The sequence below is a fragment of the Polynucleobacter sp. genome (genome assembly GCF_030693775.1).
Taxonomy (GTDB): domain Bacteria; phylum Pseudomonadota; class Gammaproteobacteria; order Burkholderiales; family Burkholderiaceae; genus Polynucleobacter.
In genome coordinates this window covers 731,667-756,232 of record NZ_JAUXZY010000004.1, presented here as the reverse complement: position 1 = coordinate 756,232, position 24,566 = coordinate 731,667, and the positions used below count along the sequence as shown (strand labels likewise).

At 50.7% G+C, this 24,566-nt stretch carries 25 protein-coding genes; 13 read left to right on the top strand and 12 right to left on the bottom strand.

Annotation, left to right across the window (positions count from 1 at the left end; all coding sequences use genetic code 11):
- Positions 1-22: 22 nt before the first annotated feature.
- A complete protein-coding gene (locus tag Q8M75_RS06590; RefSeq protein ID WP_305487580.1) occupies positions 23-844 on the bottom strand; it encodes a DUF3047 domain-containing protein in 822 nt (273 codons plus the stop codon).
- Between the two features lie 66 nt (positions 845-910).
- Here Q8M75_RS06590 and Q8M75_RS06585 point away from each other — a divergent pair, with 66 nt between their 5' ends.
- From Q8M75_RS06585 to Q8M75_RS06555, 7 genes are read left to right on the top strand one after another with little or no spacing between them, the layout of a single operon-like run.
- Positions 911-2,095 carry an MFS transporter gene (locus Q8M75_RS06585; RefSeq protein WP_305487578.1) on the top strand — a complete coding sequence of 395 codons (1,185 nt, stop codon included), beginning with the start codon at positions 911-913 and terminating at the stop codon, positions 2,093-2,095.
- A gap of 33 nt (positions 2,096-2,128) precedes the next feature.
- Positions 2,129-3,001: an NAD(P)-dependent oxidoreductase gene (locus tag Q8M75_RS06580; RefSeq protein WP_305487577.1), complete on the top strand. Its 873-nt coding sequence runs from the start codon at positions 2,129-2,131 to the stop codon at positions 2,999-3,001.
- Positions 2,943-4,535, top strand: a complete 1,593-nt coding sequence (locus Q8M75_RS06575) for a glycosyltransferase family 39 protein (RefSeq protein ID WP_305487575.1) — start codon at positions 2,943-2,945, stop codon at positions 4,533-4,535. Before Q8M75_RS06580 ends, Q8M75_RS06575 begins: the two co-directional genes overlap by 59 nt.
- A gap of 27 nt (positions 4,536-4,562) precedes the next feature.
- Positions 4,563-5,615 (top strand): lysylphosphatidylglycerol synthase transmembrane domain-containing protein, encoded by a 1,053-nt coding sequence (locus Q8M75_RS06570; protein WP_305487573.1) that lies wholly within the window; start codon positions 4,563-4,565, stop codon positions 5,613-5,615.
- A 37-nt stretch (positions 5,616-5,652) separates the two neighbouring features.
- The gene (locus tag Q8M75_RS06565; RefSeq protein ID WP_305487571.1) at positions 5,653-6,906 is read left to right on the top strand and encodes a glycosyltransferase family 9 protein; all 1,254 of its coding nucleotides are present in this window, start codon (positions 5,653-5,655) and stop codon (positions 6,904-6,906) included.
- 7 nt (positions 6,907-6,913) lie between these two features.
- Complete coding sequence (locus Q8M75_RS06560; RefSeq protein ID WP_305487569.1) at positions 6,914-7,690, top strand: phosphatase PAP2 family protein; 777 nt, start codon at positions 6,914-6,916, stop codon at positions 7,688-7,690.
- 3 nt (positions 7,691-7,693) lie between these two features.
- Positions 7,694-8,566 (top strand): 23S rRNA (adenine(2030)-N(6))-methyltransferase RlmJ, encoded by an 873-nt coding sequence (locus Q8M75_RS06555; RefSeq protein ID WP_305487567.1) that lies wholly within the window; start codon positions 7,694-7,696, stop codon positions 8,564-8,566.
- 30 nt (positions 8,567-8,596) lie between these two features.
- Here Q8M75_RS06555 and Q8M75_RS06550 read toward each other — a convergent pair whose 3' ends face one another.
- The 6 genes from Q8M75_RS06550 to Q8M75_RS06525 are packed head-to-tail and all read right to left on the bottom strand — an operon-like array spanning position 8,597 to position 12,566.
- On the bottom strand, positions 8,597-9,538 hold the full coding sequence (locus tag Q8M75_RS06550) for an LD-carboxypeptidase (RefSeq protein WP_305487565.1): 942 nt from the start codon (positions 9,536-9,538) through the stop codon (positions 8,597-8,599).
- Positions 9,538-9,993: a tRNA adenosine(34) deaminase TadA gene (gene tadA / locus Q8M75_RS06545; protein ID WP_305487564.1), complete on the bottom strand. Its 456-nt coding sequence runs from the start codon at positions 9,991-9,993 to the stop codon at positions 9,538-9,540. The genes Q8M75_RS06550 and tadA overlap by 1 nt, the downstream gene beginning before the upstream one ends.
- 3 nt (positions 9,994-9,996) lie before the next feature.
- Entirely contained in the window at positions 9,997-10,461 is a 465-nt protein-coding gene (queD, locus tag Q8M75_RS06540) for a 6-carboxytetrahydropterin synthase QueD (RefSeq protein WP_305487563.1), read from the bottom strand.
- A complete protein-coding gene (gene queE, locus Q8M75_RS06535) occupies positions 10,458-11,111 on the bottom strand; it encodes a 7-carboxy-7-deazaguanine synthase (protein ID WP_305487562.1) in 654 nt (217 codons plus the stop codon). Before queE ends, queD begins: the two co-directional genes overlap by 4 nt.
- Positions 11,112-11,120: 9 nt before the next feature.
- On the bottom strand, positions 11,121-11,855 hold the full coding sequence (locus tag Q8M75_RS06530) for a hypothetical protein (RefSeq protein ID WP_305487560.1): 735 nt from the start codon (positions 11,853-11,855) through the stop codon (positions 11,121-11,123).
- Positions 11,856-11,864: 9 nt separating this feature from the next.
- Positions 11,865-12,566 carry a hypothetical protein gene (locus Q8M75_RS06525; protein ID WP_305487559.1) on the bottom strand — a complete coding sequence of 234 codons (702 nt, stop codon included), beginning with the start codon at positions 12,564-12,566 and terminating at the stop codon, positions 11,865-11,867.
- 417 nt (positions 12,567-12,983) lie between these two features.
- Between Q8M75_RS06525 and Q8M75_RS06520 the strand changes: the two genes are divergently transcribed.
- Together Q8M75_RS06520 and Q8M75_RS06515 are read left to right on the top strand one after the other, a co-directional pair.
- Complete coding sequence (locus Q8M75_RS06520; protein WP_305487557.1) at positions 12,984-14,528, top strand: arylsulfatase; 1,545 nt, start codon at positions 12,984-12,986, stop codon at positions 14,526-14,528.
- 90 nt (positions 14,529-14,618) lie between these two features.
- Positions 14,619-15,599 carry an HAD family phosphatase gene (locus tag Q8M75_RS06515; protein WP_305487555.1) on the top strand — a complete coding sequence of 327 codons (981 nt, stop codon included), beginning with the start codon at positions 14,619-14,621 and terminating at the stop codon, positions 15,597-15,599.
- Between the two features lie 23 nt (positions 15,600-15,622).
- Here Q8M75_RS06515 and Q8M75_RS06510 read toward each other — a convergent pair whose 3' ends face one another.
- The 5 genes from Q8M75_RS06510 to Q8M75_RS06490 all read right to left on the bottom strand — a co-directional run bounded on the left by Q8M75_RS06510 (position 15,623) and on the right by Q8M75_RS06490 (position 20,772).
- Positions 15,623-16,813 (bottom strand): anaerobic sulfatase maturase, encoded by a 1,191-nt coding sequence (locus Q8M75_RS06510; protein ID WP_305487553.1) that lies wholly within the window; start codon positions 16,811-16,813, stop codon positions 15,623-15,625.
- Positions 16,814-16,894: 81 nt separating this feature from the next.
- Positions 16,895-18,502, bottom strand: a complete 1,608-nt coding sequence (gene guaA, locus Q8M75_RS06505) for a glutamine-hydrolyzing GMP synthase (protein WP_305487551.1) — start codon at positions 18,500-18,502, stop codon at positions 16,895-16,897.
- Positions 18,503-18,515: 13 nt separating this feature from the next.
- A complete protein-coding gene (gene guaB / locus Q8M75_RS06500; RefSeq protein ID WP_305487549.1) occupies positions 18,516-19,982 on the bottom strand; it encodes an IMP dehydrogenase in 1,467 nt (488 codons plus the stop codon).
- Positions 19,983-20,008: 26 nt separating this feature from the next.
- Positions 20,009-20,344, bottom strand: a complete 336-nt coding sequence (locus tag Q8M75_RS06495) for an RnfH family protein (RefSeq protein ID WP_305487546.1) — start codon at positions 20,342-20,344, stop codon at positions 20,009-20,011.
- Positions 20,344-20,772, bottom strand: coding sequence for a type II toxin-antitoxin system RatA family toxin (locus Q8M75_RS06490; protein WP_305487543.1), 429 nt, complete (start codon positions 20,770-20,772; stop codon positions 20,344-20,346). Before Q8M75_RS06490 ends, Q8M75_RS06495 begins: the two co-directional genes overlap by 1 nt.
- A gap of 27 nt (positions 20,773-20,799) precedes the next feature.
- On the opposite strand from Q8M75_RS06490, the gene smpB reads away from it, so the two are divergent.
- The 4 genes from smpB (at position 20,800) to Q8M75_RS06470 (ending at position 24,540) form a co-directional block, all read left to right on the top strand.
- Complete coding sequence (gene smpB / locus Q8M75_RS06485; protein ID WP_108469312.1) at positions 20,800-21,249, top strand: SsrA-binding protein SmpB; 450 nt, start codon at positions 20,800-20,802, stop codon at positions 21,247-21,249.
- A gap of 80 nt (positions 21,250-21,329) precedes the next feature.
- Positions 21,330-22,742: a circularly permuted type 2 ATP-grasp protein gene (locus Q8M75_RS06480; RefSeq protein ID WP_305487539.1), complete on the top strand. Its 1,413-nt coding sequence runs from the start codon at positions 21,330-21,332 to the stop codon at positions 22,740-22,742.
- Positions 22,743-22,744: 2 nt separating this feature from the next.
- Positions 22,745-23,722 (top strand): alpha-E domain-containing protein, encoded by a 978-nt coding sequence (locus Q8M75_RS06475; RefSeq protein ID WP_305487537.1) that lies wholly within the window; start codon positions 22,745-22,747, stop codon positions 23,720-23,722.
- Positions 23,723-23,742: 20 nt separating this feature from the next.
- Positions 23,743-24,540 carry a transglutaminase family protein gene (locus tag Q8M75_RS06470; protein ID WP_305487535.1) on the top strand — a complete coding sequence of 266 codons (798 nt, stop codon included), beginning with the start codon at positions 23,743-23,745 and terminating at the stop codon, positions 24,538-24,540.
- Positions 24,541-24,566: the final 26 nt, after the last annotated feature.

Here is a 24,566-nt window from a genome sequence, read left to right as displayed (position 1 = left end):
TTTCTTTTGCGCTATTTTTGTATTACTTTTGTTTGAGCGCTTTGCGTACCAACTCAATATCACCATACAGCGCACTCACCTGCGACTTCGTATTGTCGGTGTCGGTGAGGAGCGCGACACCAATCACATCCCCTGGCTCTTCACCAAAGGCGGTGCGGTAGTCTGCACTTAAGTCGCGCGCATGCTTGCGCCACTGCCCGGTATGTTGCCAGCCCGAGTCCACTGCAATCATTTTGATGCGGGTAGTGAAGGTGTTCTCCACCACACTATCCAGCGGACTGTTGCCGGCCCAGATGTACATGAGGGTGGCGTATGGCATCTCCCGACCACTAAGCATTCCAGCAACCTCAAATGTGAGCTGCTCTTTTAAGGGTAGCTTGGATTTATTGCCATCAAACGCAACCAATATGCGCAGGGGGGCATCATCGGTATAGCGAATGGCATTGTCTGCCTTCGGGATTTTGCCAACCGCTTTCCACTCCCACTCTAGCCATAAATCAGTAGCAGGTTGTGGTTGTAACTTCACGGCCAAACCGGATGCTGATCTTTTAGAGTTCGCACTCAATACGGTTTTACCTTGGTAGTTTTCAAGGCGATAGGCCGTATTCTTTTTGTAAGGCGCTAGGCGATAAAAACTCCAACCGCTAGGTAAGACTGACTTGGCAGGCTGCTCAGAAAATTTAGGCAGCATCTCCTGCGCCGGTATTTCTGCAGTCGGCGGCGAGCTGACCTCGCTAGCCTCATCAGACAAACCAGCGCATGCTGATAAAGCGAGTGCCAAACTCAGCGTAATACCAACGCGGCGAAGCGCATGCAGCTTAAATTGGTCGACTGGATGGATCATTTAGCGTAGGAAATGGGTCAGGATAAATACAGATGCTTTATCGTAATGCTTTCACAGGCATATTTCATGAATAAAAATCTCTGGTTGCTGACGTTTGCGCAAGGCATGTATTTGACGAACAACGTCACCTTTATTGCAATCAATGGCTTAGTGGGTTTTATGCTTGCTCCGCTGCCGTGGTTAGCAACCCTTCCAGTCATGGGTTATGTAATCGGTAGCGCACTGTCAACCACCCTAGTGGCCCGAACCCAAAAACAATGGGGGCGCAAGCGCTCCTTCCAAATTGGATTGGCGGTTGCCGGCTTCTCAGCACTTCTTTGCGCCTTCGCCGTGCTTGAACGTAATTTCTGGTTACTAAATGCTGCTACTGTGATTGCGGGTTTTTACAATGCCAACGCCCTCTTGTATCGCTTTACCGCTGCCGAGATTGCCGGACCGACATCAAAAGAAAAGGCAGTCTCATGGGTTTTGGCTGGCGGCGTGATTGGCGCTGTTCTCGGCCCCAATTTAGCGAACCAAACCCGTGACTGGCTAAGCGTGCCCTTTGCAGGCGCTTACATTGCCTTAGTTGCTGTTGCCGTCTTTGCCTTTGTTGCCATCAGCCTGATTCGATTTCAGGAACGAGCCGCTAGCGAAACCAAAGAAACTGGCAGGCCCCTCTCCGAGATCATGCGTCAACCCCTGTTTATTGTGTGCGCTATCTCTGCATCCCTCTCCTATGGCGTCATGAACCTCCTCATGGCAGCAACCCCTTTAGCGATGGAAATGTGCAAGCTGCCGTTTGATAAAACGGTATTAGTGCTCGAGTGGCACGTGATAGGTATGTTTGCGCCCGGCTTTTTTACCGGGAACTTGATTCGTCGCTGGGGTGTGTTGTGGGTCATGCGCATTGGCGTTCTGCTGTATATCGCTTGCATCGCTATTGCTTTGTCCGGGGTCACCTTTACCCATTTTTTAATCGCACTCTTTTTACTGGGTGTGGGTTGGAATTTCTTATTCACCAGCAGCACTACCTTAGCCCTAGAAGCCTACCGACCAGAAGAGCGGGATAAAGCCCAAGGCGCGATTAATTTCTTTGTCTTTTTGACTACCGCCCTTTCGGCCCTCAGCTCCGGTATTTTGATCACAACCCAGGGATGGGCGTTGCTGAATTGGGGCTCCATTGCCCCCTTGGCCTGCATCATATTGGCCTTGATTTGGCTTGGCGCAAAAGGCAATGTTGGCCTCCATAAGCAGTCTAAAATTAGCTGATTCATTTCAGCAACTTAATTAGGCACCCTTACGATGAAGATTGGCTTTATTGGCACCGGCATTATGGGTAAAAGTATGGCAGGCCATTTAATGGCTGCTGGGCATACCTTATCCATTTACAACCGCACCCGTAGCAAAGCAGAAGACTTGCTGGCTCGCGGGGCGCACTGGTTTGATAGTCCTGCTGCGCTTGCGAAAGCATCGGAAGTCATCATTACGATCATCGGCTACCCTAAGGACGTTGAAGCGATGTACTTAGGGGAGTCAGGCATTTTGCAGCACGCGCCCAAAGGATGCATCACGATTGACATGACCACGTCGAGCCCAGAACTAGCGAAACAGATTGCGAATATAGGATCAGAGCGCGGCATTGCTTGCCTCGATGCGCCCGTATCGGGCGGCGACATCGGCGCCCGTGATGCCAAGCTATCCATCATGGTGGGCGGCGATCAACAGGCGTTTGATGCGGCGCTCCCCCTCTTGCAGTTGATGGGAAAAAATATTGCCCTCTTGGGGCCGGCTGGCGCAGGTCAACACGCGAAGTTATGCAATCAAATTGTGATTGCCTCAAGCATCATGGGTGTATGCGAAGGTTTGATGTACGCCAAAACTGCGGGTCTGGATCCCCTTGCCGTATTAGAGGTGATTGGTGGCGGCGCTGCCGGTGGCGTACAACTCAATGTGCAAGGCCCTCGCATGATCAAGGGGGATTTTGCGCCTGGCTTTATGTTGGAGCATTTCGTCAAAGACATTGGCTTAGCTATTGCTGAGGCAGATCGCATGGGCCTCGTGCTACCCGGACTAACCCAAGCCAAGAAACTCTATGACATCCTAATGCAACAGGGGCATGGTCGTACTGGCTATCACGCGCTGTTTGAACTTTATTTGCGCAAAGAAGTGCCGTAATTTGGCTTCTGTAGTGAGCTCCTACTGGAAGTCCTGTTCGTATACAGGCAAGGCTGGTATTTGCCTCGCAATCGCTGCGCTAGTTCATTTGGGGCTGGGCTTTTCATTTGAGCTCTCGGTGGATGAAGCTCATTACCTGCTCTATGCCAAGCATATGGCCTTGAGCTACTTTGATCATCCACCTCTGGTTGGCTGGATTCAGTGGCCATTGGTATCCCTTGATGCCAGCACCGGCGTCCTAAGACTCGTTCCAGAGCTACTTTGGCTGATCTCGTGTGCCTTGGTTTATATGGTCACCTCTGAATTGCAGCGTTTCTTGCAAGCTAAGGCATCGATCGCCACTCCAACATTGCCTCCCATCGGCTCGTCTAGCTTTGCTGCTGTACTACTGGTGATTGCAGCGCCACTACCGCATGTCTTATCAGTAGGCCTATTGCCTGATTCGATTTTGACGCCACTCAGTCTGGGGCTCTTATGGATGGCTTTACGCTGGATGCAGATAGGCCGCAACTTTACCTTGCGCGACTGGCTGATCACCGGAGCATTGCTGGGCCTTGCAGGTCTGAGCAAGTACACCGCCGCCTTCACTGCGTTTGCTTTGCTCCTCGTTCTGCTCTGTCCGCCACGCAAGCATTGGATCAATCAGGCTGGTTTTTACCTCGCCTTATTGCTAGCACTGCTAATGATCTCGCCCGTGCTCTACTGGAACTGGGCAAACGATTGGATTTCATTTAAGTACCAGCTGGCTCATGGCAGCGGAGGTGAATGGTTGTTTCGTCGCTTTGCAGGCTTTATTGGCTTGCAATTATTGGTGTTTGGATTCCTCTTTGCTGTGGGCATAATTTTCTTTTTGAAGCGCTACTGGGCTAAATCGCCAGCAGCCCTAGTTTGTCTACTCGGTTTTTTTTGGATCCCGTTTGGAATCTTTGCATGGCTCTCAGGTGGTGGTGGCTTGCCGCACTGGACTACACCAGCCTGGTTTTGCTTGGCGCCATTTGCGGGGATCGGCATTGCCAGCGCATGGGCCAACCAGCAGCGCCGACTCATTCGATTTATTTTTGTCCTTCAAATCGCGCTGTGCTTGATTGGCTTCGGGTTTGTTTTATCCGGCGGCATTGTCGGTAGCAACCCAAGAAGCAATCCCATTGCCGATTTATACGGCTGGGATCAGGCAGGCAAAACCGCACTGGCTCTAAGTAAAACTCACTCGGTTACTGGCATTGCAGTTCAAAACTGGACCCTGGGTAGCCGCATCGCCTGGTATGCAAGACCATCCCCTGTCTTTATCTTGGATCAACGCCAAGACCAGTTTGACTTGTGGTTCGGCAGTCTAAAACCCGGCTCCGACGCCATTACAGTCAACTGGTCTGCAATGCCGTACCCCCTGCCAGTAAAAGGCACTCAAGCCCATTTGCAAGCGGCTTTTGCCCAATGCCAAGCCTTGGAGCGGGTTGAAGTCAGGCATCTTGGACGCGTTCTGTCCCATTTTGACTTTAGTCTGTGCAAAAACTGGATGGCAAAAGATCCGAACTAAGCGCTCGCCTGCTTTATCCTTACGGCTATGAGCGCAAAATCGGCCCCAGCAAGCACGTCCCCGCGCTGGAAGTACCTTCTAAAACGCAGCTGGCCAACCATACGGGTTGTGCTGTCAATTGCCCTGTTATGGAAAGCAACCAGCGGAATTGATTGGGCAGCCTTATTTGCATCTGATTTACAAATAGAACCCCTGTGGTTTGTGGCGGCTTTTTTCTGCTTGAGTGGTGCATTTTTATGCGGTGGCCTACGCTGGGGTTTGCTCATGCGCAGCGTGGGCTTTCAAGGCAGCATTGCGGGTTACATTTCCCTGTATTTTGCAGGCGGCCTGATTAATCAAGGTCTTCCAAGCACCTTAGGCGGCGACAGTTACCGTGCGATCACCGGCAGCCACCTAAAGCCCAGCGGGAAATTAGCGAGCAGCGCATCTGAAGAGAAAAAACTCGACACCGAGCTGCATCAGGAAGTAAGCCTCGAGCAAGTCGATCCTACCTTGCGACTGGGATTTGTAATGACCTTCGTTGATCGCTTACTTGGACTTGCAGGAAACAATTTACTCGGCGGTATTGGTCTCATATTGGGCGGGGCTACCTTGGCCGCATGGGGCAATCAGCTAGGCTATGCCGTCATGGCAGTCATGGCCGCATCGTTTTTGATTGCGGCGATTGGATTGGCGTGGGGACCAACACGCGTGCTACTGCAAAAACTACTGGATCGTTTTCGGATGAGCAGTGCATTGCCTGGAGTGCGAATGGCTTTTGCCTGGCCGATGAACATTGCGCAAGCAATATTTGGCATGGGCATTCATTTTCTAACTATTTTTGCCTTGGGTTTTTGTTTAAAAGCTTATGGCGCCGAAGTGCCGATTGAGGCACTCATGATTGGCTTGCCTGCCCTGAGCCTATTACTGATGTTGCCGATTAGTATTTCGGGCTGGGGTCTGCGGGAGGCAACCTTGGTATCGGTTCTGGCCTTGTGGGGCATCAACCCTTCACTGACCGTATTGGGCTCCATTAGCTATGGCGCCATGACCCTTTTCTGCGTTTTGCCTGGTGCTTATGCCCTTCTCAAGCGAAAATAGCCATGCACCCACTTTTTAACGCGAAGATAAGTTATTTATGAGCATTAGTGTCAATACCATGCGAGCCATCGACCATTGGGTCGGTGTACCACTTTGCGCGCTGATGAGCCCAGTAGTAGCACTCATTGATTTCGTGAAGGGAATTTTTACTGCCAACTCCAAAGCGCCAAAAAAACTCCTCTTTATTGAACTCTCCGAAATGGGCAGCGCAATCTTGGTGGACCCCGCCATGCGCAATGCGCAAGCGCGCGGCGCAGAACTTTTTTTCTTAATCTTCAAGAGTAATCAGGCCAGCCTTACTTTGCTGAACACGGTCAAACCTGAAAATATTTTCACGATTGATGCCTCCAGCCTCAGAACACTGCTTGTCGATACCATCGCTTTTTTAATCAAGGCGCGCATGCGTGGCATCGATACCGTAATCGACTTGGAACTGTTCTCACGTTTTACTGCATTGCTAACTGGCCTATGTGGCGCTCGCAGACGTGTGGGTTATCACATCTTCCATGGTGAGGGATTGTGGCGTGGCACGATGCTGACACGCAAAGTGCATTACAACCCACACATCCACATTACCAAGAATTTCTTTTCCTTAATACATGCGGCCTTTGCCACTGAAATCGAAATCCCATTTAGCAAAATTCAGATTCGCGATGACGAAATTCAGCTGGCGCAGGCCGTCATTGATCCGGCCGTGCGTAATGCGGTATTGGAGCGCATTGAGTCTTTGGCCCGCAATGCCGATGTACCTTATCGTCATGGCCAACAGCGCCTCATTTTGATCAATCCCAATGCCAGCGATCTATTGCCGCAGCGGCGGTGGTCACAGCAGCGCTTTTCGGAGCTGATACGCGCAGCACACGCCCGCTGGCCGGCTGATTTGATCTTGATTACCGGATCTCCAGCTGAATTTGATTATGTGGAGAAGGTGCGCCGTGTTGCCGAAGTAAAAGCGGCGATCAATTTCGCTGGGCAGGTTAAGTTTGGTGAACTGCCTGCGCTCTACAGTCTGTCGGATGTAATGGTCACAAACGATTCTGGACCAGGTCACTTTTCTGCAGTAACTCCGTTGCGTACGGTTGTATTGTTTGGACCTGAAACGCCAGCACTGTATGGCTCCATTGGTAATTCGATTGCAATTACGGCTAACTTGGCGTGCTCACCCTGCGTCAGTGCTGCCAATCACCGTAAAACACCGTGCCAAAATAATGTCTGCATGCAGGCCATTACGGTGGCCGATGTTCTTGCTAAGGTAGAAGTCCAGTTGGACGCTGCCGATCGCGCACGCTAAGTCAATCATGGGCGCCCGCTTCTCTTGGGTTGCTTGGTGCATTCCCCTGGTTCCCATCGGAATCGGTGCTGCGCTCTACTTTACGGAATCACAACAAAGTACATTCCTTGCGATTAATGCGGTAACCCGCTTGGCTCCGGATTGGATTTGGACCTGGATTACATTTTTAGGCAATGGTTGGGGTGTCTTTGCACTTTCATTCCCCTTATTAATCCTTGCTCCACGTGCGCTCAGCGCGGGAATCTTTGCAGGTGGCGTTGCCGCCATCATCAGCGCAGTACTTAAGAATGGATTTAGCCTGCCACGCCCTGCTGGGATTTTGCAAGAGCATGAGTTTTACCGGATTGGCGAGGCGGTGTTTCATAAGGCGATGCCATCAGGCCATACCCTCACCGCATTTGCGGTTGCTAGCGCCTACTTTTTTATCGTTCCTGCCGAAAAACGCAAACCCTTTATATTGCTTTTCATTGCAGCAAGTGCTGTTGGGCTTTCGCGCAATGCCATAGGAGCCCACTGGCTAACCGATGTACTGGTTGGTGCGGGACTCGGCATCTGGTGCGGCTTGATTGGCGCTAAGTTGGCATGCTTATTACCAAACAAACAGCTATCGCCCCGCAGTCCATGGCTAAGGCTGATCGCCATCGGCGGCCTTGCCTCGCTTTACGTCTTGCTAAATCAAACTTTAGATCACCCATTCAATTTGCCATTGCAATATGCGTGCATTGCGCTTGTATTACTCACGCTTGCCGTCTTTTTGCAGCAGCAGTCCCGCAGGCGTATCTAAGGCATGTTTAGTTATCGGCACGCCTTTCATGCGGGCAGTCACGCGGACATTCTGAAGCATCTAATTGCGATTCAATTGCTCCGTTACTTGCAAGAAAAGCCGGGGGCACTGTCGATTGTGGATACCCACGCTGGCGCGGGCCTATACAACCTACAGGATGGCTTTGCTGCCATTAGCCAAGAATCGGCTGGCGGTATTGTTCGCCTTAAAGACTATCTGGCAAGTACTGGCGCGGATGTGCCAACCAGCATCACTGACTACTTGGCCTGCGTTGCCATCGAGAATGCCGCAGAAAGTGCTGCACTCTACCCAGGCTCTCCTTTTATCTTGGCCCGTTTATTGCGCCCACAGGATCGCCTGCGTTTATTTGAACTACATCCCAATGAAATTGATATTTTGCGTAGCAATATCAATCAACTCAATCGCGCAAAGCAAGTGGATGTCTATTCTGCCGATGGTTTTAGTCGACTCAAAGGATTATTGCCCCCGCCGAGCCGGCGTGGGCTTGTCTTAATTGATCCGTCCTATGAGGACAAAAATGATTATCGCAATCTGGAGTTGTGCCTAGAGGAAGCCCTTGGCCGTTTTGCGACCGGCTGTTATGCCATCTGGTATCCCGTGATTGCGCGGCGCGAATCGATTGCACTACCGGATCGACTGAAGGCCATTGCGAAAGCCCATCAACGCAGTTGGCTTCGTACTGAGTTACGGGTTGAAAACGCCCCCGGTGAGCGGCGCTTGCAGGCCAGTGGCATGTTTGTGTTTAATCCACCCTGGACTCTGCGCGATCATCTCAAAGACGCATTACCTATTCTGAAAAACGCCTTGGGATTGGATTCTGGGGCTAGTTACACCTTGCAATCCGGCGAGGCTTAAAGGCATTCCTTAGAAGCTACCTAGAGTAGATTACCAATCGGCTTGCAAGGAATAGCCGGCATCGTTTGCTTCGATTTCAACAATAGCGCCCACAGGTAATGTCAATTTATTTGGCTGGTGTCCGAATGGTAGATCCGTCAACATTGGAATTGAACCGGGCAAACGGCTGCGGATTAGCTCAAACGCCACTTGCAAACTGTAGCCACGATCGTTGTCATACAAGCGGTAAGCTGAAAATCCACCCATTACGATTGCGCTTTGCTTTGCTAAGATTCCAGCGTCGAGCAGTTGCATGAGCATGCGCTCAATCCGGTAAGGGTGTTCATTCACATCCTCCAGAAAAAGAATGCCATTCTGATATTGTTGCTCGGCAGGAAAGTAAGGCGTGCCAATCAAACTCGTAAGAACCGTTAGGTTGCCACCCCAGAGCATGCCAGTACTGTTTTTTGTTTTGCTTCCTAAGCCGCTGAGCTGCTGACTTGTATTGACTTGCGCACTCAGGCTGCGCTTCTGAACTGCACGTTGAAAGTGGGTCCACATGAATGGATCAGGCGCTACAACCTGGTTCTCGTCAATCCGACCAAAATCGTAATTGAGCATGGGCCCAGCCAAGCTAATGCTGCCGGTTTTTGCAAGCAAACCTAGGTGAAATGCCGTGAAATCACTGTGCCCGCAAATCTGCAGGCCAGCCTTTACTGCCTTGTGAATTGCCTGCCACTCAATACTCCCGAGCAGGCGATGCAATCCATAGCCGCCGCGCATCGCCATCACCGTTGTGCTTGCAGGCAATGCAGAAAGACTATTTAGTTCAGTTACTCGCTCTGCATCGCTACCTGAAAAACGCTGGTGGACGCGCTCTGTGCACTCCGTATTCAGCACAGATACACCCTGCCCGATTAACCAGGAAATGCCAGCCTGTGGACTACGCGCATCCAAACTAGCGCCCGATGGGGCAATTAACTGCACTTGCATTAACGGCGCTCCTTAAAAAAGCGTTTTAAAACGTGGCCGCATTCTTCTGCTAACACACCGCCCTCAGCTTGGGTTTGGTGATTAATTTGCTGGTTGGCAAATAAATTCAGAGCACTTCCGGCAGCACCTGTTTTCGGATCCGGCGCGCCATAAACCACCCGCTCTACCCGCGCATGTAGCATCGCTCCTGCACACATGGCGCAGGGCTCTAGAGTGACATACAGCGTCGTTCCAGGCAAGCGGTAATTGCCTTCACTCTGCCCTGCGGCACGCAACACCAGCATCTCAGCATGGGCGCTGGGGTCATGTAAACCGATTGGTTGATTAAAGGCTTTTGCTAAGACTTGGCCATTGCGCACTATTACAGCGCCGACCGGCACTTCACCAGCTAAAGCAGCACAGTTAGCCTGCTCTATGGCTAGCGCCATAAATTGCTGATCGATATCGGCCTGCATTGTCTAGTTTTGGCTTATGTCAGCCCAGCAATTGGGGGTTTCATACAAACGAATGGAGGCTAAGCGCAACCGTCCTTGAAACGCCTCGGCAAAAATAGGTTCCAAAATCGCAAAGGCAGTTTGCGCGAGGTTTTCGACTGTGGGCACCCGATCCAATATCACTGTCTTGTGATTCGGCATGCTGGCTAAAAATGCGACTACTGCCTGATCTTCTTTGGCGACTAAAAAAGCGTGATCCCATAAGCTGACCAGATGTTCATTTGCCAGGCGCTTGATGTCTCCAAAGTCAAGCACCATGCCATCGTCTGCCTTGCCAGGGGTCTCAAGCACATCGCCCGATACGGTTAACTCAATCGCATAGCGATGCCCATGCAGATGACGGCATTGGCCATCGTGGTGAGGAATGCGATGTCCTGCATCAAACTCAAGCCGACGGGTGATGGTAATGGCTGGGGTGGGGATGCTCATCGAATTCCGATCCATTTATGGGTTTGTAAGCTCAGCCGCCAGAGCGGCCTGTTTTGGCAAATACGCACTGCTAATGCCGTGTTTTCTGAACGCAGCAGCCCATCCATGGGCTGAATGTAGCGATGTCGGTAGTCCATTCGCTCAAACCGCGTCAGCAGTTGTTCCAATCCATCATGGCCTACTTGCGGAACTACTAACTTCATTTCATCTGCCTGCAAGACCACTAGCTCAGAACCCGCTTTTGGACTCACGCAAACCCAATCCACTCCTTTGGGTACAGGCAGCGTGCCATTGGTCTCAATCGCAATTTCAAAATGCAATGCATGCAGTGCGCTGATTAAATCTGCATCGAGTTGCAATAAAGGTTCACCGCCAGTAAACACGACATAACGATGGTGGCTAGCGCCACCCGCTGCCTGCCAAGCAAGCTCAATTTGCGCGGCCAAATCTAGCGCAGTCTCAAATTTTCCACCGCCATCGCCATCCGTGCCAACAAAGTCGGTATCGCAAAATTGGCACACGGCATTGGCACGATCTTCTTCGCGACCGCTCCATAAATTACAGCCCGCAAAACGGCAAAAAACCGCGGCACGGCCAGCATGCGCGCCCTCACCTTGTAGGGTAGCGAAAAGTTCTTTTACGCTATACATTGGTTTTGATCACTTCCATGAGACTAGCTCCCAGCGCAAGTAGTCCTCTTTGATGGACTCCGACCATCCACGCATACCAAGCCAAAGGTATTCACCAAACCGTTCGCGCACGACCCAACGTCCAACCTCCGGTGCAAACCACGCATTTTCGCGGCGATTACTGGCTATTCGGAACCAATCGTCGCTCTCAAAAAAATCAGCCGTGTTGACATAATGCAAAGCATCAAATTCACCCGCCTGGGTCTTTACACGGTTCCACGCTTTGGCATCAATATTCAGACCCCAATAAAAATCATTATCTGGAAACCCGACTACTTGATAACGAGTTCGATAAAAGCCAGACCACCCTGGTACCAGCTTTTCAGGCCATAGCGGTACAGGCTTTATAAAGCGCTGGGGCGGTGTCCAGTTGGGATCCTGCAAGTTCATGCCCCAGGGCTCCTGGATTTCATCTGGTAACGGGCCTAATTTTTGACCTTGGCGTGCAATCCGCACCTTAGGACCGATCTCGACCACAGTCTCGGTCACCACATCAAGCAACTCGCCATTAAAGTAATTGCGAACCTCGTATACCCATTGCTGCCCTATTGCCGGAGCACGTACTGCAGGAATGGTTATGGGCGCTGTTATAGGGGTCTTAGGGATGTGCGAAACCGAGCCTAAGCACGCGGTAAGCAGTAGCGCACTCAGCAATGCCATGCATTTCAGAGCACGCTGCAAAAGAGACAAGGATAAGAGTGACATCGACTTAAATCAGGCCCACGAAAGTAATTCCCACTTTGTGCTGTTTTCTAGCAAGACTGCGCCAATTTGACCTTGAATTTGGAATGAACCAGAAGATTCGCGCGCAACCCAGCGCCCAATTTGCGGCGCAAACCAGATAGTTTCGCGGCGAATGGAGTTGATTATATTCGGATCATTATTCTCAAAGTTGATGAGATTCTGAAAACGTAACGCAATAAAATCCCCCGCCGGTACGGTAATTTTTTCCCAACCGTGGGCACTCATATAGAGCTGCCAATCGTTTTTATTTTGCGGATACCCGCTGATGCTGTACTTAGAAAATACTTCTTTATTCCAGCTGCTACTCATTTTTTCGGGCCACAATGGAATCGCTGGATTGAAATTCAGCACCTTGCCCCAATGGGGATCAGTAATCACCATGCCATGCGGCCCCTGAATTTCACTGGGCAATGGCGAGCCATACTCATCCGAGCGACTTACTGTGATGGTCTTTCCTATGCTGCTAATTTTTTCTACTACGACGCCACGAGTTTGGCCGCTGAAGAAATCACGCTCAAGGTAGCGCCATTCCTGCCCAATCTGTGGCAAACGCACGAGTGGCATCGGCATTGGCGCTGCTACCGGAATACCGTGGTCACGGGAAATGGGGATGCTGCACCCAATCGGCGCTATGGCCGAAGCAGCAATAAAAAGTCGGCGGGTTTTTTGCATATTGCTTTGCTCTCTCATTTACTTTACACAGATGCAATTACTCTAAAACCGCCCCTCAAATGCAGTCCGGTTCTCTATGGCAGGTCCATAAAATCAATTAAATCAAACACTTATTTTAAAAGGGGGCATGTTTTATGCGAATTTGATTTGCTTCAAAAAATAGTGGTTAACGCATTGTAACAGCCTAATTCTCATAAAAATCAGTACCTTAGCAAAACCGGGTTATCAGTAAAGTGAAGGGTAGGCGACTAGACTCAAATGAAAATAACGGCTCAAAGTAGTCCTGATTATTCCAACAAAAACCCCTCACCATTATTTGGCCAACAGCAGCATATTCGCCTTAGAGCTAATATAAATAGAATGGAGTTTATGTTCCTATAGGAACTTCATTTATATGTACCGCAACTTGAGATTTCCATGCCCTTGAAACTGAAAAAAACCTCCCTTGCCCTTGCCATGACGGCAGGCGCCCTGCTCTCATCTAATGCCTTGGCACAAAAAGCGCCCAACATTTTAATTTTGTGGGGCGACGACATCGGCCAGTTCAACATCAGCGCCTACAACCAAGGCATGATGGGCTACAAGACACCGAACATCGATAGCATCGCGAAACAAGGGGCTCTATTTACGGATTGGTATGGGCAACAAAGTAGTACCGCTGGTCGCGCTGCATTTATTACCGGCCAGTCTCCCATTCGTACGGGCCTGACTAAAGTAGGCCTGCCCGGGACACCCGAAGGCATGCGCAAGGAAGACCCCACTCTCGCAACTCTTTTAAAAGCGCGTGGATATAAAACCGGTCAGTTCGGCAAAAACCATTTGGGCGATCGCGATGACATGCTACCAACGGCGCATGGCTTTGATGAATTTTTTGGCAACCTCTATCACCTCAACGCAGAAGAAGAGCCAGAAAACGTCGATTACCCCAAGAACCCAGAATTCAAAAAGAAATTTGGTCCACGCGGCGTAATTCATAGTTTTGCGGACGGTAAAATTAATGACACCGGCCCCCTCACGCGCAAGCGCATGGAGACCATTGATGATGAAGTGATGGTGAAGACGCTTGACTTTATGGAGCGCGCTAAAAAAGAAGATAAGCCCTTCTTTATTTGGTGGAACTCCACCCGCATGCACATCTTTACCCACCTAAAAGAAGCATCCCGTGGCAAAACCGGTCTCGGCGTCTATGCCGATGGCATGGTTGAACATGACGGGCACGTCGGTACATTGCTTGCCAAGTTAAAAGAGCTCGGCATCGATGAAAACACCATCATCATGTATTCCACGGATAACGGCGCTGAAACATTCACCTGGCCCGATGGCGGTACCACCATGTTCCGCGGCGAGAAAAATACTAACTGGGAAGGCGGCTATCGTGTTCCAGCCATGATCAAATGGCCCGGCGTGATTAAGCCCGGCACAGTGGTTAACGATATTGCGGCGCACGAGGATATGCTACCTACCCTGCTCTCCGCTGCTGGTGATAAAACGGTAAAACAGGATCTTCTCAAAGGCCGTAAGGCTGGCAACAGGTCCTATAAAGTGCATTTAGATGGCTATGACCTACTGCCCTCCTTCAAGGGTGAGGCCAAAGAGTGGCCACGTCGCGAGTTTATCTACTGGACGGACGATGGCAGCGTTGCCGCATTACGCTATGACAACTGGAAACTCACCTTCATGAAGCAAGAGGCGGAGGGTCTTGAGGTATGGCAAAAGCCATTTACTGTATTGCGTGCCCCCGCCTTAACTAACCTTCGCATGGATCCGTTTGAGCGGGCTCAGCAAGAACACGCCATGGGTTACCAGCGCTGGTACCTCGATCGCATGTTCATGATTGCCCCGGCAGGTGCGTATGTCGGCAAATGGTTGCAGAGCTTTAAAGAGTTTCCGCCGCGCCAAAAGCCTGGTAGCTTCAACTTAGATCGGGTGATGGAGGCGGTAACCCAATCACAAAGTAAATAAGCTACCCAATCGCTCTAAAATTAGATCTGCTGCCCGTTTGGTAGCAGATTTTTTTTGTACTCACTTCTCATTTAATACAATTTACTCAAGATGAAACTGTTTTTCGTCAGTCTGATTTTTATTTTCTCAGGCAGCGCGTTAGCCCAAGACCCCCTGCCAGCCTGGAATGATGGTCCCAGTAAAAAAGCCATCATTCGCTTTCTTCAAGAAACGACCAAACCTGGGTCAAGTCAATTTATTCCGCCAGAAGAGCGCATTGCGGTGTTTGATAATGACGGCACCCTTTGGAGTGAGCAGCCCATTTATGTTCAGATTGCCTTCACGATCGACCGAATTAAAGCACTGGCTGCACAAAACCCCCAATGGAGAACGCAGCAGCCATTTAAAGCCGTATTAGAAAATGATATTCAAGCGATCAAGGCTAGCGGGCAAAAAGGATTATTTGAACTGATTGCAGCAACGCATGCCGGCATGAGTACCGAAGCATTTCAGGCAATCGTTAGTGAGTGGCTGAAGACCGCACGCCATCCCGTGACCAATCGACCCTATACCGAGATGGTCTATCAGCCTATGCTCGAATTATTGGCCTACCTCAAATCCAATGGCTATACCAATTACATCGTCTCTGGTGGCGGCACAGAGTTCATGCGTCCGTGGACACAACAGGCTTATGGCATTCCGCCGGAACGCATTATTGGTAGCGCGATTAAATCAAAGTTTGTCAATATAAATGACCAATACCGCATTATTGGTCTGCCAGAAATTGAATGGATTAATGATGGTCCAAATAAACCACTCGCTATTCAACACCAGATTGGCAAGCGACCTGTGATTGCTTTTGGCAATTCCGATGGCGACCAAGACATGTTGCTATGGACTACTGGCACTCCAGGGCCACGCTTGGGTGGAGTTATTCATCATACGGATGGCACAAGGGAAGTTGCCTACGATCGCCAATCGGCAATTGGCAAGCTCAATACCGCACTAGATCTAGCCCCAAAAAATAATTGGCTCGTAGTGGATATGAAAAAAGACTGGCGTACGATTTACCCGGCGATCCAGACAAAATAAATAACGTAGATCTGAAAAGAAATTTACTGGGGTAGGCGCCCCAAGTGCCTCAAGATGCGGATCACATCGGGCCCGATGTGCTCATAGAAGCGATACAGGCCAGAGCACAAGTAATTTAATTGCGTTTCGCCATCTTTGGTTTTGATCAGGCGATTTTTGGGGCACTCGCCCCAGCAAAGCTGTAGGTAATCGCACTGACGGCATTGCTTGGGTAAGGTGTCGCGCTTATCCATACCGAACTTTTCTTGTTCGGCAGAAAACGCCATATCCCCTAAGTGCGTCTCTGCAATATTTCCTAATCGATATTCTGGGTAGACAAAGTGATCACATGAGTAGACTTCACCATCGTGCTCCACCGCCAATCCCTTGCCACAGAACTCTGCTTGCGTACAGGTTTGAGCTGGTAGCCCGGCTGCTTGGGCAATGGCGGTTTCAAATAAATTGACATGAATACGGCCAAAGTCTTTTTTCAGCCATTCATCCCAGACGACCGATAAAAAATGGCCGTAATCATCGGGATCAACCGACCAATCTGTAACAACCGAGAGGGGGTGGCCTGGCTTGGCTCGCTCCGAGTCTTGAATTGGCGCAGAGGAAAAATCCATCTTGCCTGGGGCGCTCTGCTTAAAGCTGCGCGGTTCTACTGCCGGATTAAATTGAATTCGCCAGGTGCCAAGTTCTTCTGTCAAGAAGCGATAAACCGCTTCGGGCTGTTTGGCATTTTGGCGATTCACAACACATAAAGCAGCAAATGGCACCTCGGCCTTAGCCAGCTTTTGAGCGGCGCTCAAGACATAGTCAAAGGTAGGCTTGCCGTTCCGGGTTTTACGGTAGTAATCGTGCAGTTCCCTGGGGCCATCAATCGATAAGCCCACATGAAAGCCGTGCTTTTTTAAAAACGCAACCCATTCATCGTCAAGCGCAATACCGTTGGTTTGCAGATCATTCTCAATCCGCTGCCCTGGCTTGGCATACTTGGCCTGCAGCTCTACGACGCGCTCATAAAATGGCAAGCCCATTAAAGTAGGCTCTCCACCCTGCCATGAGAAGACCACCTGCTCACCGGTTTGCGCTTCTATATATTGCCGAATATGTTGCTCGAGCTGCGAATCATTCATCCGCGCATGTTCGTCGTGTTTGAGTAAGTCAGTCTTGTGCAAATAAAAGCAGTAATCGCAATCGATATTGCACTCAGCACCAGAAGGTTTATTCATCGCATGAAAGCGATAGTGTCGACCCGCTGGCAATGCAGGGAGGTTTAGCTTCGGCTCCAGCGCCCGGTCACCCAAAACCGACTACTCCCACTCGATCGTCGAAGGGGGCTTGCCGCTGATGTCAAAGACGACTCGGTTGATGCCGCGGACTTCATTGATGATGCGATTCGATACCTTGCCCAGTAACTCATGCGGCAGGTGCGCCCAGTGGGCCGTCATAAAGTCTTGGGTCTGCACGGCGCGCAAGGCAACCACGTATTCATAGGTACGCCCATCGCCCATCACGCCAACCGACTTCACAGGCAAGAAAACAGCAAATGCTTGGCTAGTGAGCTCATACCATGACTGGCCGCTCGCTTCATCGATCGTATTACGTAGCTCTTCAATAAAAATGGCATCGGCACGGCGCAGTAAATCAGCAAACTCTTGCTTTACTTCACCCAAGATCCGCACACCCAAACCAGGCCCCGGGAAAGGATGGCGATAGACCATTTCACGCGGTAAGCCTAGGGCAACGCCCAACTCACGCACTTCATCTTTAAACAGCTCCCGCAAGGGCTCAAGCAATTGCAAATGCATGTCATCCGGCAATCCGCCAACATTGTGGTGGCTCTTAATCGTATGCGCGCCCTTTTTACCTTTACCGGCAGACTCAATCACATCGGGGTAAATTGTTCCTTGGGCAAGCCATTTGGCATTCTTAATTTTGGCCGACTCCGTCTGGAAGACTTCGACAAACTCTTTACCAATAATTTTGCGCTTGGCTTCCGGATCACTGACACCAGCCAATTTCGACATAAAGTCGTGTTCGGCATCGACCCTAATGACTTTAACTCCAAGATTGCGGGCAAACATCTCCATGACCATCGCGCCCTCATTGAGGCGCAAGAGACCATGGTCAACAAAGACGCAGGTCAGTTGTTTGCCAATGGCGCGGTGGATTAATGCGGCAGCTACGCTAGAGTCCACGCCGCCCGATAAGCCTAGGATCACTTCATCGCTACCGACCTGCTCCTGAATGCGCGCTACGGCTTCACTAATGTAATCGCCCATGACCCAGTCGCCACGGCAAGCGCAAATTGTGCGCACAAAGCGATCTAATATGGCCGGCCCTTGCAGGGTATGGGTTACCTCCGGATGAAACTGGAATGCATAGAAACGCCGAGCCTCATCCGCCATGCCCGCAATCGGGCAAGAGTCAGTCGATGCCATCAGTTTGAAACCATCGGGCAAAGTCGTTACCGAATCGCCGTGGCTCATCCACACCTTGAGGATGCCGTGGCCTTGGGTCGTCGCAAAATCCTGAATGCCTTTGAGTAATTCGGTATGGCCATGGGCACGCACTTCCGCGTAGCCAAATTCGCGGGCTTTACCAAGCGTCTCAGCAGAAGCAACGGCTCCGCCCAACTGCGTTGCCATGGTCTGCATGCCGTAGCAAATACCAAGAACAGGAACACCCAGTTCAAATACGATTTGCGGTGCTCGTGGGCTCTCGCCCTGCGTTACTGAATTAGGGCCGCCAGAAAGAATAATGCCCTTGCCACCTTCTTCTTGGATGAAGCGGCGAATAAAGTCGGGGTCGCAGTCGTAGGGATGAATCTCCGAATACACCTTTGCTTCGCGTACACGACGCGCGATCAGCTGAGTGACTTGGGAGCCAAAATCAAGAATGAGGATCTTATCGTGCACGGGCCATCCTCATTTAGTCAATGTGGTAATTGGGCGCTTCCTTGGTGATCTTCACATCGTGAACGTGCGACTCGCGCACACCGGCTGAGGTGATTTCCACAAAATTAGCCTTCTCATGCAATTCAGCAATCGATTTACAACCGCAGTAGCCCATCGAGGAGCGAACACCACCCATCAGCTGGTGAAGGATGGTCAGTACGCTGCCTTTATAAGGCACTTGGCCCTCAATACCCTCTGGAACCAACTTCTCAGCATTCGCAGCGCTAATGTCTTCCTGAAAGTAGCGGTCTGCAGCGCCGTCAGTCATCGCTCCGAGTGAACCCATGCCGCGGTAACTCTTATATGAGCGGCCTTGGTATAAAAATACATCGCCAGGCGCCTCTTCCGTACCTGCAAACATGCCGCCCATCATCACCGAGTGGGCGCCTGCAGCCAAAGCCTTTGCTACATCCCCGGAATAACGCACGCCACCATCGGCAATCAGGGGAACGCCAGTGCCTTTCAATGCATTGGCGACATTCACAATCGCAGTAATTTGAGGTACGCCAACACCAGCCACAATCCGCGTAGTACAAATGGAGCCAGGGCCAATTCCCACCTTGACGCCATCAGCGCCGTACTCGACCAAAGCCAGTGCAGCATCACCTGTAGCAATGTTGCCGCCAATCACTTGTACTTGTGGGTAGTGTTTTTTGATCCACTTGACGCGATCCAGTACGCCCTGGCTGTGGCCGTGGGCGGTATCCACCACAATCACATCGACACCGGCCTTGACCAATAATTCAATGCGCTCATCGTTATCGGGGCCAACACCCACTGCAGCGCCAACGCGCAGCTTGCCTTCGCTGTCTTTGCATGCATTGGGGTGCTCGGTTGCTTTCAGAATATCTTTTACGGTAATAAGGCCGCGTAACTCAAACGCATCATTCACCACCAAGACGCGCTCTAAGCGATGCTTGCTCATGAGGCGTTTTGCTTCTTCGAGCGTACATCCCTCTTTAACTGTAATTAGGCGCTCGCGCGGTGTCATCTTGACTTTAACGGGTGCATCCAAATCTTCTTCAAAGCGCAAATCGCGATTGGTAATAATGCCAATCACTGTTTTACCCTGCAATACCGGAAAGCCAGAAAAGCCATGCTCTTTTGAAAGGCCCATCACCTGACGCACTGTGACATCTGGACCAATCGTAATCGGATCGCGCAATACCCCAGACTCATAGCGCTTTACCTTGGCGACTTCGCGAGCCTGTTCAGCCGGCTTCAGGTTTTTATGGACGATACCAATACCGCCTTCACTCGCCATGGCAATTGCCAAGCGGCCTTCGGTCACGGTATCCATGGCTGCAGACACCAATGGCGTATTAATGGAAATATCCCGAGTGAGTTTGGATGCCAAGCTGGCATCCCGAGGGAGAACCGACGAATACGCCGGTACGAGAAGCACGTCATCAAAAGTGAGTGCTTTTTGGATGAGTCGCATACAAAACCCCTAGTCGCAAAAACCGATTATAGCCTCCTGGCTTTGCGCTTAGCCGCGACGGCCTTTAGGTGGGCATCCCGATTTTGGTTGGCCCGCTTGCGGCGGACCGTCTTAGGGTCAATTTGCAGGGGTGCATAGAGCTCTAGGCGGTCGCCATCGTAAATTGGGCTGTCCCACTCCTTGCGCTTGCCAAAGACGCCGTAGGCCCCTTTACGGCTAAATCCAACGTCCTCAGGCCCGCTCGCCAATCCGGCCTGCACCAACGCCTCGCCAACCGTTGGGACCAGACCCGCCCACGCCTGCAGAGTAAAAGGCCTAAGCACAGGCTCATCCCCGCGAGCATCGCAGATCAGTAATTCCATTAGGGGGTTTCCTCGGCCCGCTTTACAAAGCAGTCCACAAAAGTACCGGCAATGTAGCTAAATACGGGGCCGATGACCTTATCCAAAATCGTGCTTTTAAACTCCCATTGCAGCTTAAAGTCGATTTTGCAGGCATCCTCCCGCAAGGGAATAAAGAGCCATTGGCCAGAAAAATGCTTAAAGGGGCCATCAACAAAGGTCATATCAATTTGCGTAGGCCGGGTGTTGGTATTGCGCGTATGAAAGAACTGCTCAATGCCCTTGAACTTGATCTTAATCTTAGCATCCAAGGTCGTTTCGGTTTGCTCATAAATCTCCACCCCGCCGCACCAAGGCAAAAACTCCGGATAGCGGGCCACGTCGGTGACGAGCGAGTACATGCGATCAGCCGATTGGCCAATTAAAACGGTCTTGTGGACGTCTGCCATAATCAGGTTAGTGGAGCAAATTAATCAATGAGTATCGTCGATAACAAAAAAGCCTTCTTCGATTATTTTATCGAGGAACGGTTTGAGGCGGGCATCGTACTGCAGGGCTGGGAAGTCAAAGCCATTCGGGCGGGGCGCGCCCAAATTAAAGAAGCGTATGTTGTCATCCGCAGTGCAGAGCTATACCTCATCGGCGCCCACATTACCCCCTTAATTTCTGCGTCGACCCATGTGGTCACAGACCCTACCCGCACCCGCAAGCTATTACTAAATGCCGTGGAAATCCGCAAATTGATTGGCAAAGTGGAACAAAAGGGCTTCACTTTGGTCCCATTGAACCTGCATTTCTCCAAAGGCAATGTCAAATGTGAAATTGGCTTGGCGCGCGGCAAGAAGCAGCACGACAAGCGCGCCACCACCAAAGAGCGGGAGTGGGAGATTCAAAAAGCCCGAATCGCGCGGGGCGATCTCCAGTAAGCACTAAATTGGTGCACAATTGCACCAGACTGCTTCACTTACAAGAAGCTCACCCTACTGGTGCAAGGTAGCGTTGAGGCATGAAATTGCCTTTTGATGAAATGTTCGACTTGAATGGTTCGGCGCGATCTCACTATGCCGACTTTCACCAGTGGCTTGGCCAACAAAGTGAAGCCCTAATGGCACTCAAACGTGCCGAGGCCGACTTAATCTTTCGGCGGGTCGGCATCACCTTTGCAGTCTATGGTGATGATGCCGGCTCAGAACGAACGATTCCATTTGATCAAATTCCGCGCATTTTTACCGCTGCAGAGTGGTCTATGCTGGAAGCAGGCCTACGTCAGCGGGTAAACGCGCTCAATCGCTTCATATACGACGTTTACCACGATGAAGACATCATTCGTGCTGGGATTATTCCTGCAGAGCAGATATTCAATAACGCCCAATACCGCCCCGAAATGCGGCACATCGATATTCCAAAAAACACCTATGCCCAAATTGCAGGCATCGATATTGTGCGTGCCGGCGAAGGTGAGTTTTACGTACTAGAAGATAACCTGCGTGTTCCATCGGGGGTTTCATATATGGTGGAAGACCGCAAAATGATGATGCGGTTATTTCCTGATTTGTTTCAACGTTATCGGGTAGCCCCTGTAGAGCACTATCCCGATCTCTTACTCGAGTGCCTCAAGGCAGTAAAACCCGATGAAGTTAAAAAACCAACTGTAGTAGTGCTAACCCCCGGCATGTATAACTCGGCCTATTTTGAACATACCTACCTTGCCCAGCAAATGGGGGTGGAGCTCGTCGAAGGCAAAGATCTGTTTGTCAAAAACGAACAGGTATTCATGCGCACGACTCAGGGGCCTGAACGCGTTGATGTGATTTACCGCCGCGTAGACGATGATTTTTTAGACCCCCTCACCTTGCGCTCCGACTCCACTTTAGGTGTCGCTGGCTTTCTTTCAGCATATCGTGCAGGTAATGTTAGCCTGGCCAATGCCATCGGTACGGGTATTGCCGATGACAAATCCATCTACCCCTACGTTCCTCAAATGATTGAGTTCTACTTAGGAGAAAAACCAATTCTCAATAATGTCCCGACCTATCAATGCCGAAAAACCGAGGACCTCACCTATACCCTGGCACATTTGCCCGAACTCGTCGTCAAAGAAACGCATGGCGCTGGAGGCTACGGCATGTTAGTTGGCCCTGCTTCAAGCAAGGAAGAGATTGAACAATTCCGCAGGCATCTAATTGTCAATCCCAGCAAGTACATTGCACAACCCACCTTAGCACTGTCAACCTGCCCGACCTTTGTTGATGCTGGAATAGCACCGCGGCACATTGATTTACGACCCTTTGTGCTTTCTGGGAAAGCAATCAAGATGGTTCCTGGCGGCCTCACCCGAGTTGCCCTCAAAGAGGGCTCCTTGGTAGTGAACTCGTCCCAAGGGGGCGGCACTAAAGATACCTGGGTACTTGAGGGATAGCCATGCTGAGTAGAACCGCAGACTGCCTTTATTGGATGGCCCGCTATACCGAACGAGCAGAAAATACCGCGCGCATGCTGGATGTCAATCACCAAACGTCTTTATTGCCACAACCCGAATCATTTTTAGCGCAGAGTTGGTTAAAGCTGCTCACCATCTCTAAGTTAGAGGGCGCGTTTCATCAACGGTATGAGGCGGTGAACCGCACCAACGTGCTGGATTTTATGATTTACGATAGCGGCAATCCATCGAGTATTGTCTCCTGCCTATTTGCCGCACGCGAAAATGCCAGAGTCATCCGCGGCCGCATTACATCTGAAGTATGGGAGACACAAAATACGACCTGGCTCGAGTTACAACAGTGGCTCGAGCGGCGCGGGGAAGATGATCCCAGTCGACTTTTGGAGTGGGTTAAGTACCGCTGCCATCTTTTTCGTGGAGTCATGTACGGCACCATGCTCAAGAATGAGTCTTTTTACTTTATGAACATTGGCACCCTGCTTGAGCGGGCCGACAATACCGCCCGCATTTTAGAAACCAAGTACGAGGACGGTGATGCATTAGATGGAATGCGTGGCACGGTACGATCCGAGGGTAGCGCTGATGGTGACTTTTTTGATTATTACCACTGGGCTGCATTGCTTCGTTCGGTTTCTGCTTTTGAAATCTACCGTCAAATTTACTCTGATCAAGTTACGCCGAAACAAGTAGCCCAGCTGCTGATTTTTAACCGGCAAATGCCGCGCTCACTCATATGCTGCATTAATGAATTAATACCATTAATGGCGCAAGTCAAAAATCACCAGGCAAAAGACATCGAGCGACTGCTGGGCAAACTGCAGGCTAGCCTGGATTATGCCGACATCGACGAGGTCTTTGAAATCGGCCTTGAACAATACATCAAGGTATTTTTGGAGCGCATTAACCACATTGGCGATGCGTTTAGCAAAACATATCTGATCCCTTTGGCAGTTGCCTAAACTCAGCCCTGACTGAATATATGCACTTAAAAATTCACCACCGCACTGAATACCGCTATGAATCACCAGTGCATTACTCCATTCAAGAGCTACGCCTGACCCCGCCTGATGTGGCAGGGCAAAAAACCAGCAAATGGAAACTGCATACCCCCATGAAGTCAACTCAGAGCTCAGATCCATTTGAAAACCGCTGCCATGTCTTTGTTCAGGAAGCGCCCTACACCTCGATGGTGATCGAGGCAGAGGGAGAGGTTGATACGGTAGATGCATTTGAGCTTGGCGACTCCAGTCATGCTGTATCACCCTTCTACCTTTTGCAGCAGACCCCATTGACCGAACCATCGGATGCCATGCTGGACTACTTTTCTGGGGTGATGCCCAAATTAAATCAGATCGACGCCATACTTCAATTAGCAACGGCTGTACAAGATGCTATACCTTACTCCCCCGGTAAAACCCACTTTGCCACTACTGCTGCGCAATCATTCGCAATGGGAGCTGGGGTATGTCAAGATCACAGCCACATCATGCTTGGTCTTTGCCGCGCTGCGAATATCCCTGCACGCTATGTCAGCGGCTACTTTTTTGCTGAAGAGTCTCCGAATCTAGCGAGCCATGCGTGGATTGATTTTTGCCTCGACATCAATAAAGGCAAATGGATTAGCGTCGATATTACCCATGCCTGCCTAATCGACTCGCGCCATGTGCGCCTCGCGGTGGGTCGCGACTATTACTCTGCAGCCCCGATTAAAGGGGTTCGCTCTGGGGGCGGCACTGAATCGCTCAGCGCCAGTATTTCCATACATCAATTATCCTAGCAGTACTTTTTTCATGATTTCCAAGG

What these genes read in the sequence shown, in the direction of transcription:
- Q8M75_RS06580 (WP_305487577.1), top strand. Translation starts at nt 2,129, where the DNA reads ATGAAGATTGGCTTTATTGGCACCGGCATTATGGGTAAAAGTATGGCA.
- Q8M75_RS06480 (WP_305487539.1), top strand. Translation starts at nt 21,330, where the DNA reads ATGAAATTGCCTTTTGATGAAATGTTCGACTTGAATGGTTCGGCGCGA.
- queD (WP_305487563.1), bottom strand. Translation starts at nt 10,461, where the DNA reads ATGAGCATCCCCACCCCAGCCATTACCATCACCCGTCGGCTTGAGTTT.
- tadA (WP_305487564.1), bottom strand. Translation starts at nt 9,993, where the DNA reads ATGCAGGCCGATATCGATCAGCAATTTATGGCGCTAGCCATAGAGCAG.
- Q8M75_RS06575 (WP_305487575.1), top strand. Translation starts at nt 2,943, where the DNA reads ATGGTCGTACTGGCTATCACGCGCTGTTTGAACTTTATTTGCGCAAAG.
- smpB (WP_108469312.1), top strand. Translation starts at nt 20,800, where the DNA reads ATGAGTATCGTCGATAACAAAAAAGCCTTCTTCGATTATTTTATCGAG.
- Q8M75_RS06470 (WP_305487535.1), top strand. Translation starts at nt 23,743, where the DNA reads ATGCACTTAAAAATTCACCACCGCACTGAATACCGCTATGAATCACCA.
- Q8M75_RS06555 (WP_305487567.1), top strand. Translation starts at nt 7,694, where the DNA reads ATGTTTAGTTATCGGCACGCCTTTCATGCGGGCAGTCACGCGGACATT.
- Q8M75_RS06515 (WP_305487555.1), top strand. Translation starts at nt 14,619, where the DNA reads ATGAAACTGTTTTTCGTCAGTCTGATTTTTATTTTCTCAGGCAGCGCG.
- Q8M75_RS06495 (WP_305487546.1), bottom strand. Translation starts at nt 20,344, where the DNA reads ATGGAATTACTGATCTGCGATGCTCGCGGGGATGAGCCTGTGCTTAGG.
- Q8M75_RS06560 (WP_305487569.1), top strand. Translation starts at nt 6,914, where the DNA reads ATGGGCGCCCGCTTCTCTTGGGTTGCTTGGTGCATTCCCCTGGTTCCC.
- Q8M75_RS06550 (WP_305487565.1), bottom strand. Translation starts at nt 9,538, where the DNA reads ATGCAAGTGCAGTTAATTGCCCCATCGGGCGCTAGTTTGGATGCGCGT.
- Q8M75_RS06530 (WP_305487560.1), bottom strand. Translation starts at nt 11,855, where the DNA reads ATGTCACTCTTATCCTTGTCTCTTTTGCAGCGTGCTCTGAAATGCATG.
- Q8M75_RS06490 (WP_305487543.1), bottom strand. Translation starts at nt 20,772, where the DNA reads ATGGCAGACGTCCACAAGACCGTTTTAATTGGCCAATCGGCTGATCGC.
- Q8M75_RS06570 (WP_305487573.1), top strand. Translation starts at nt 4,563, where the DNA reads ATGAGCGCAAAATCGGCCCCAGCAAGCACGTCCCCGCGCTGGAAGTAC.
- Q8M75_RS06525 (WP_305487559.1), bottom strand. Translation starts at nt 12,566, where the DNA reads ATGCAAAAAACCCGCCGACTTTTTATTGCTGCTTCGGCCATAGCGCCG.
- Q8M75_RS06585 (WP_305487578.1), top strand. Translation starts at nt 911, where the DNA reads ATGAATAAAAATCTCTGGTTGCTGACGTTTGCGCAAGGCATGTATTTG.
- Q8M75_RS06475 (WP_305487537.1), top strand. Translation starts at nt 22,745, where the DNA reads ATGCTGAGTAGAACCGCAGACTGCCTTTATTGGATGGCCCGCTATACC.
- queE (WP_305487562.1), bottom strand. Translation starts at nt 11,111, where the DNA reads ATGTATAGCGTAAAAGAACTTTTCGCTACCCTACAAGGTGAGGGCGCG.
- Q8M75_RS06510 (WP_305487553.1), bottom strand. Translation starts at nt 16,813, where the DNA reads ATGAATAAACCTTCTGGTGCTGAGTGCAATATCGATTGCGATTACTGC.
- Q8M75_RS06565 (WP_305487571.1), top strand. Translation starts at nt 5,653, where the DNA reads ATGAGCATTAGTGTCAATACCATGCGAGCCATCGACCATTGGGTCGGT.
- guaB (WP_305487549.1), bottom strand. Translation starts at nt 19,982, where the DNA reads ATGCGACTCATCCAAAAAGCACTCACTTTTGATGACGTGCTTCTCGTA.
- Q8M75_RS06520 (WP_305487557.1), top strand. Translation starts at nt 12,984, where the DNA reads ATGCCCTTGAAACTGAAAAAAACCTCCCTTGCCCTTGCCATGACGGCA.
- Q8M75_RS06590 (WP_305487580.1), bottom strand. Translation starts at nt 844, where the DNA reads ATGATCCATCCAGTCGACCAATTTAAGCTGCATGCGCTTCGCCGCGTT.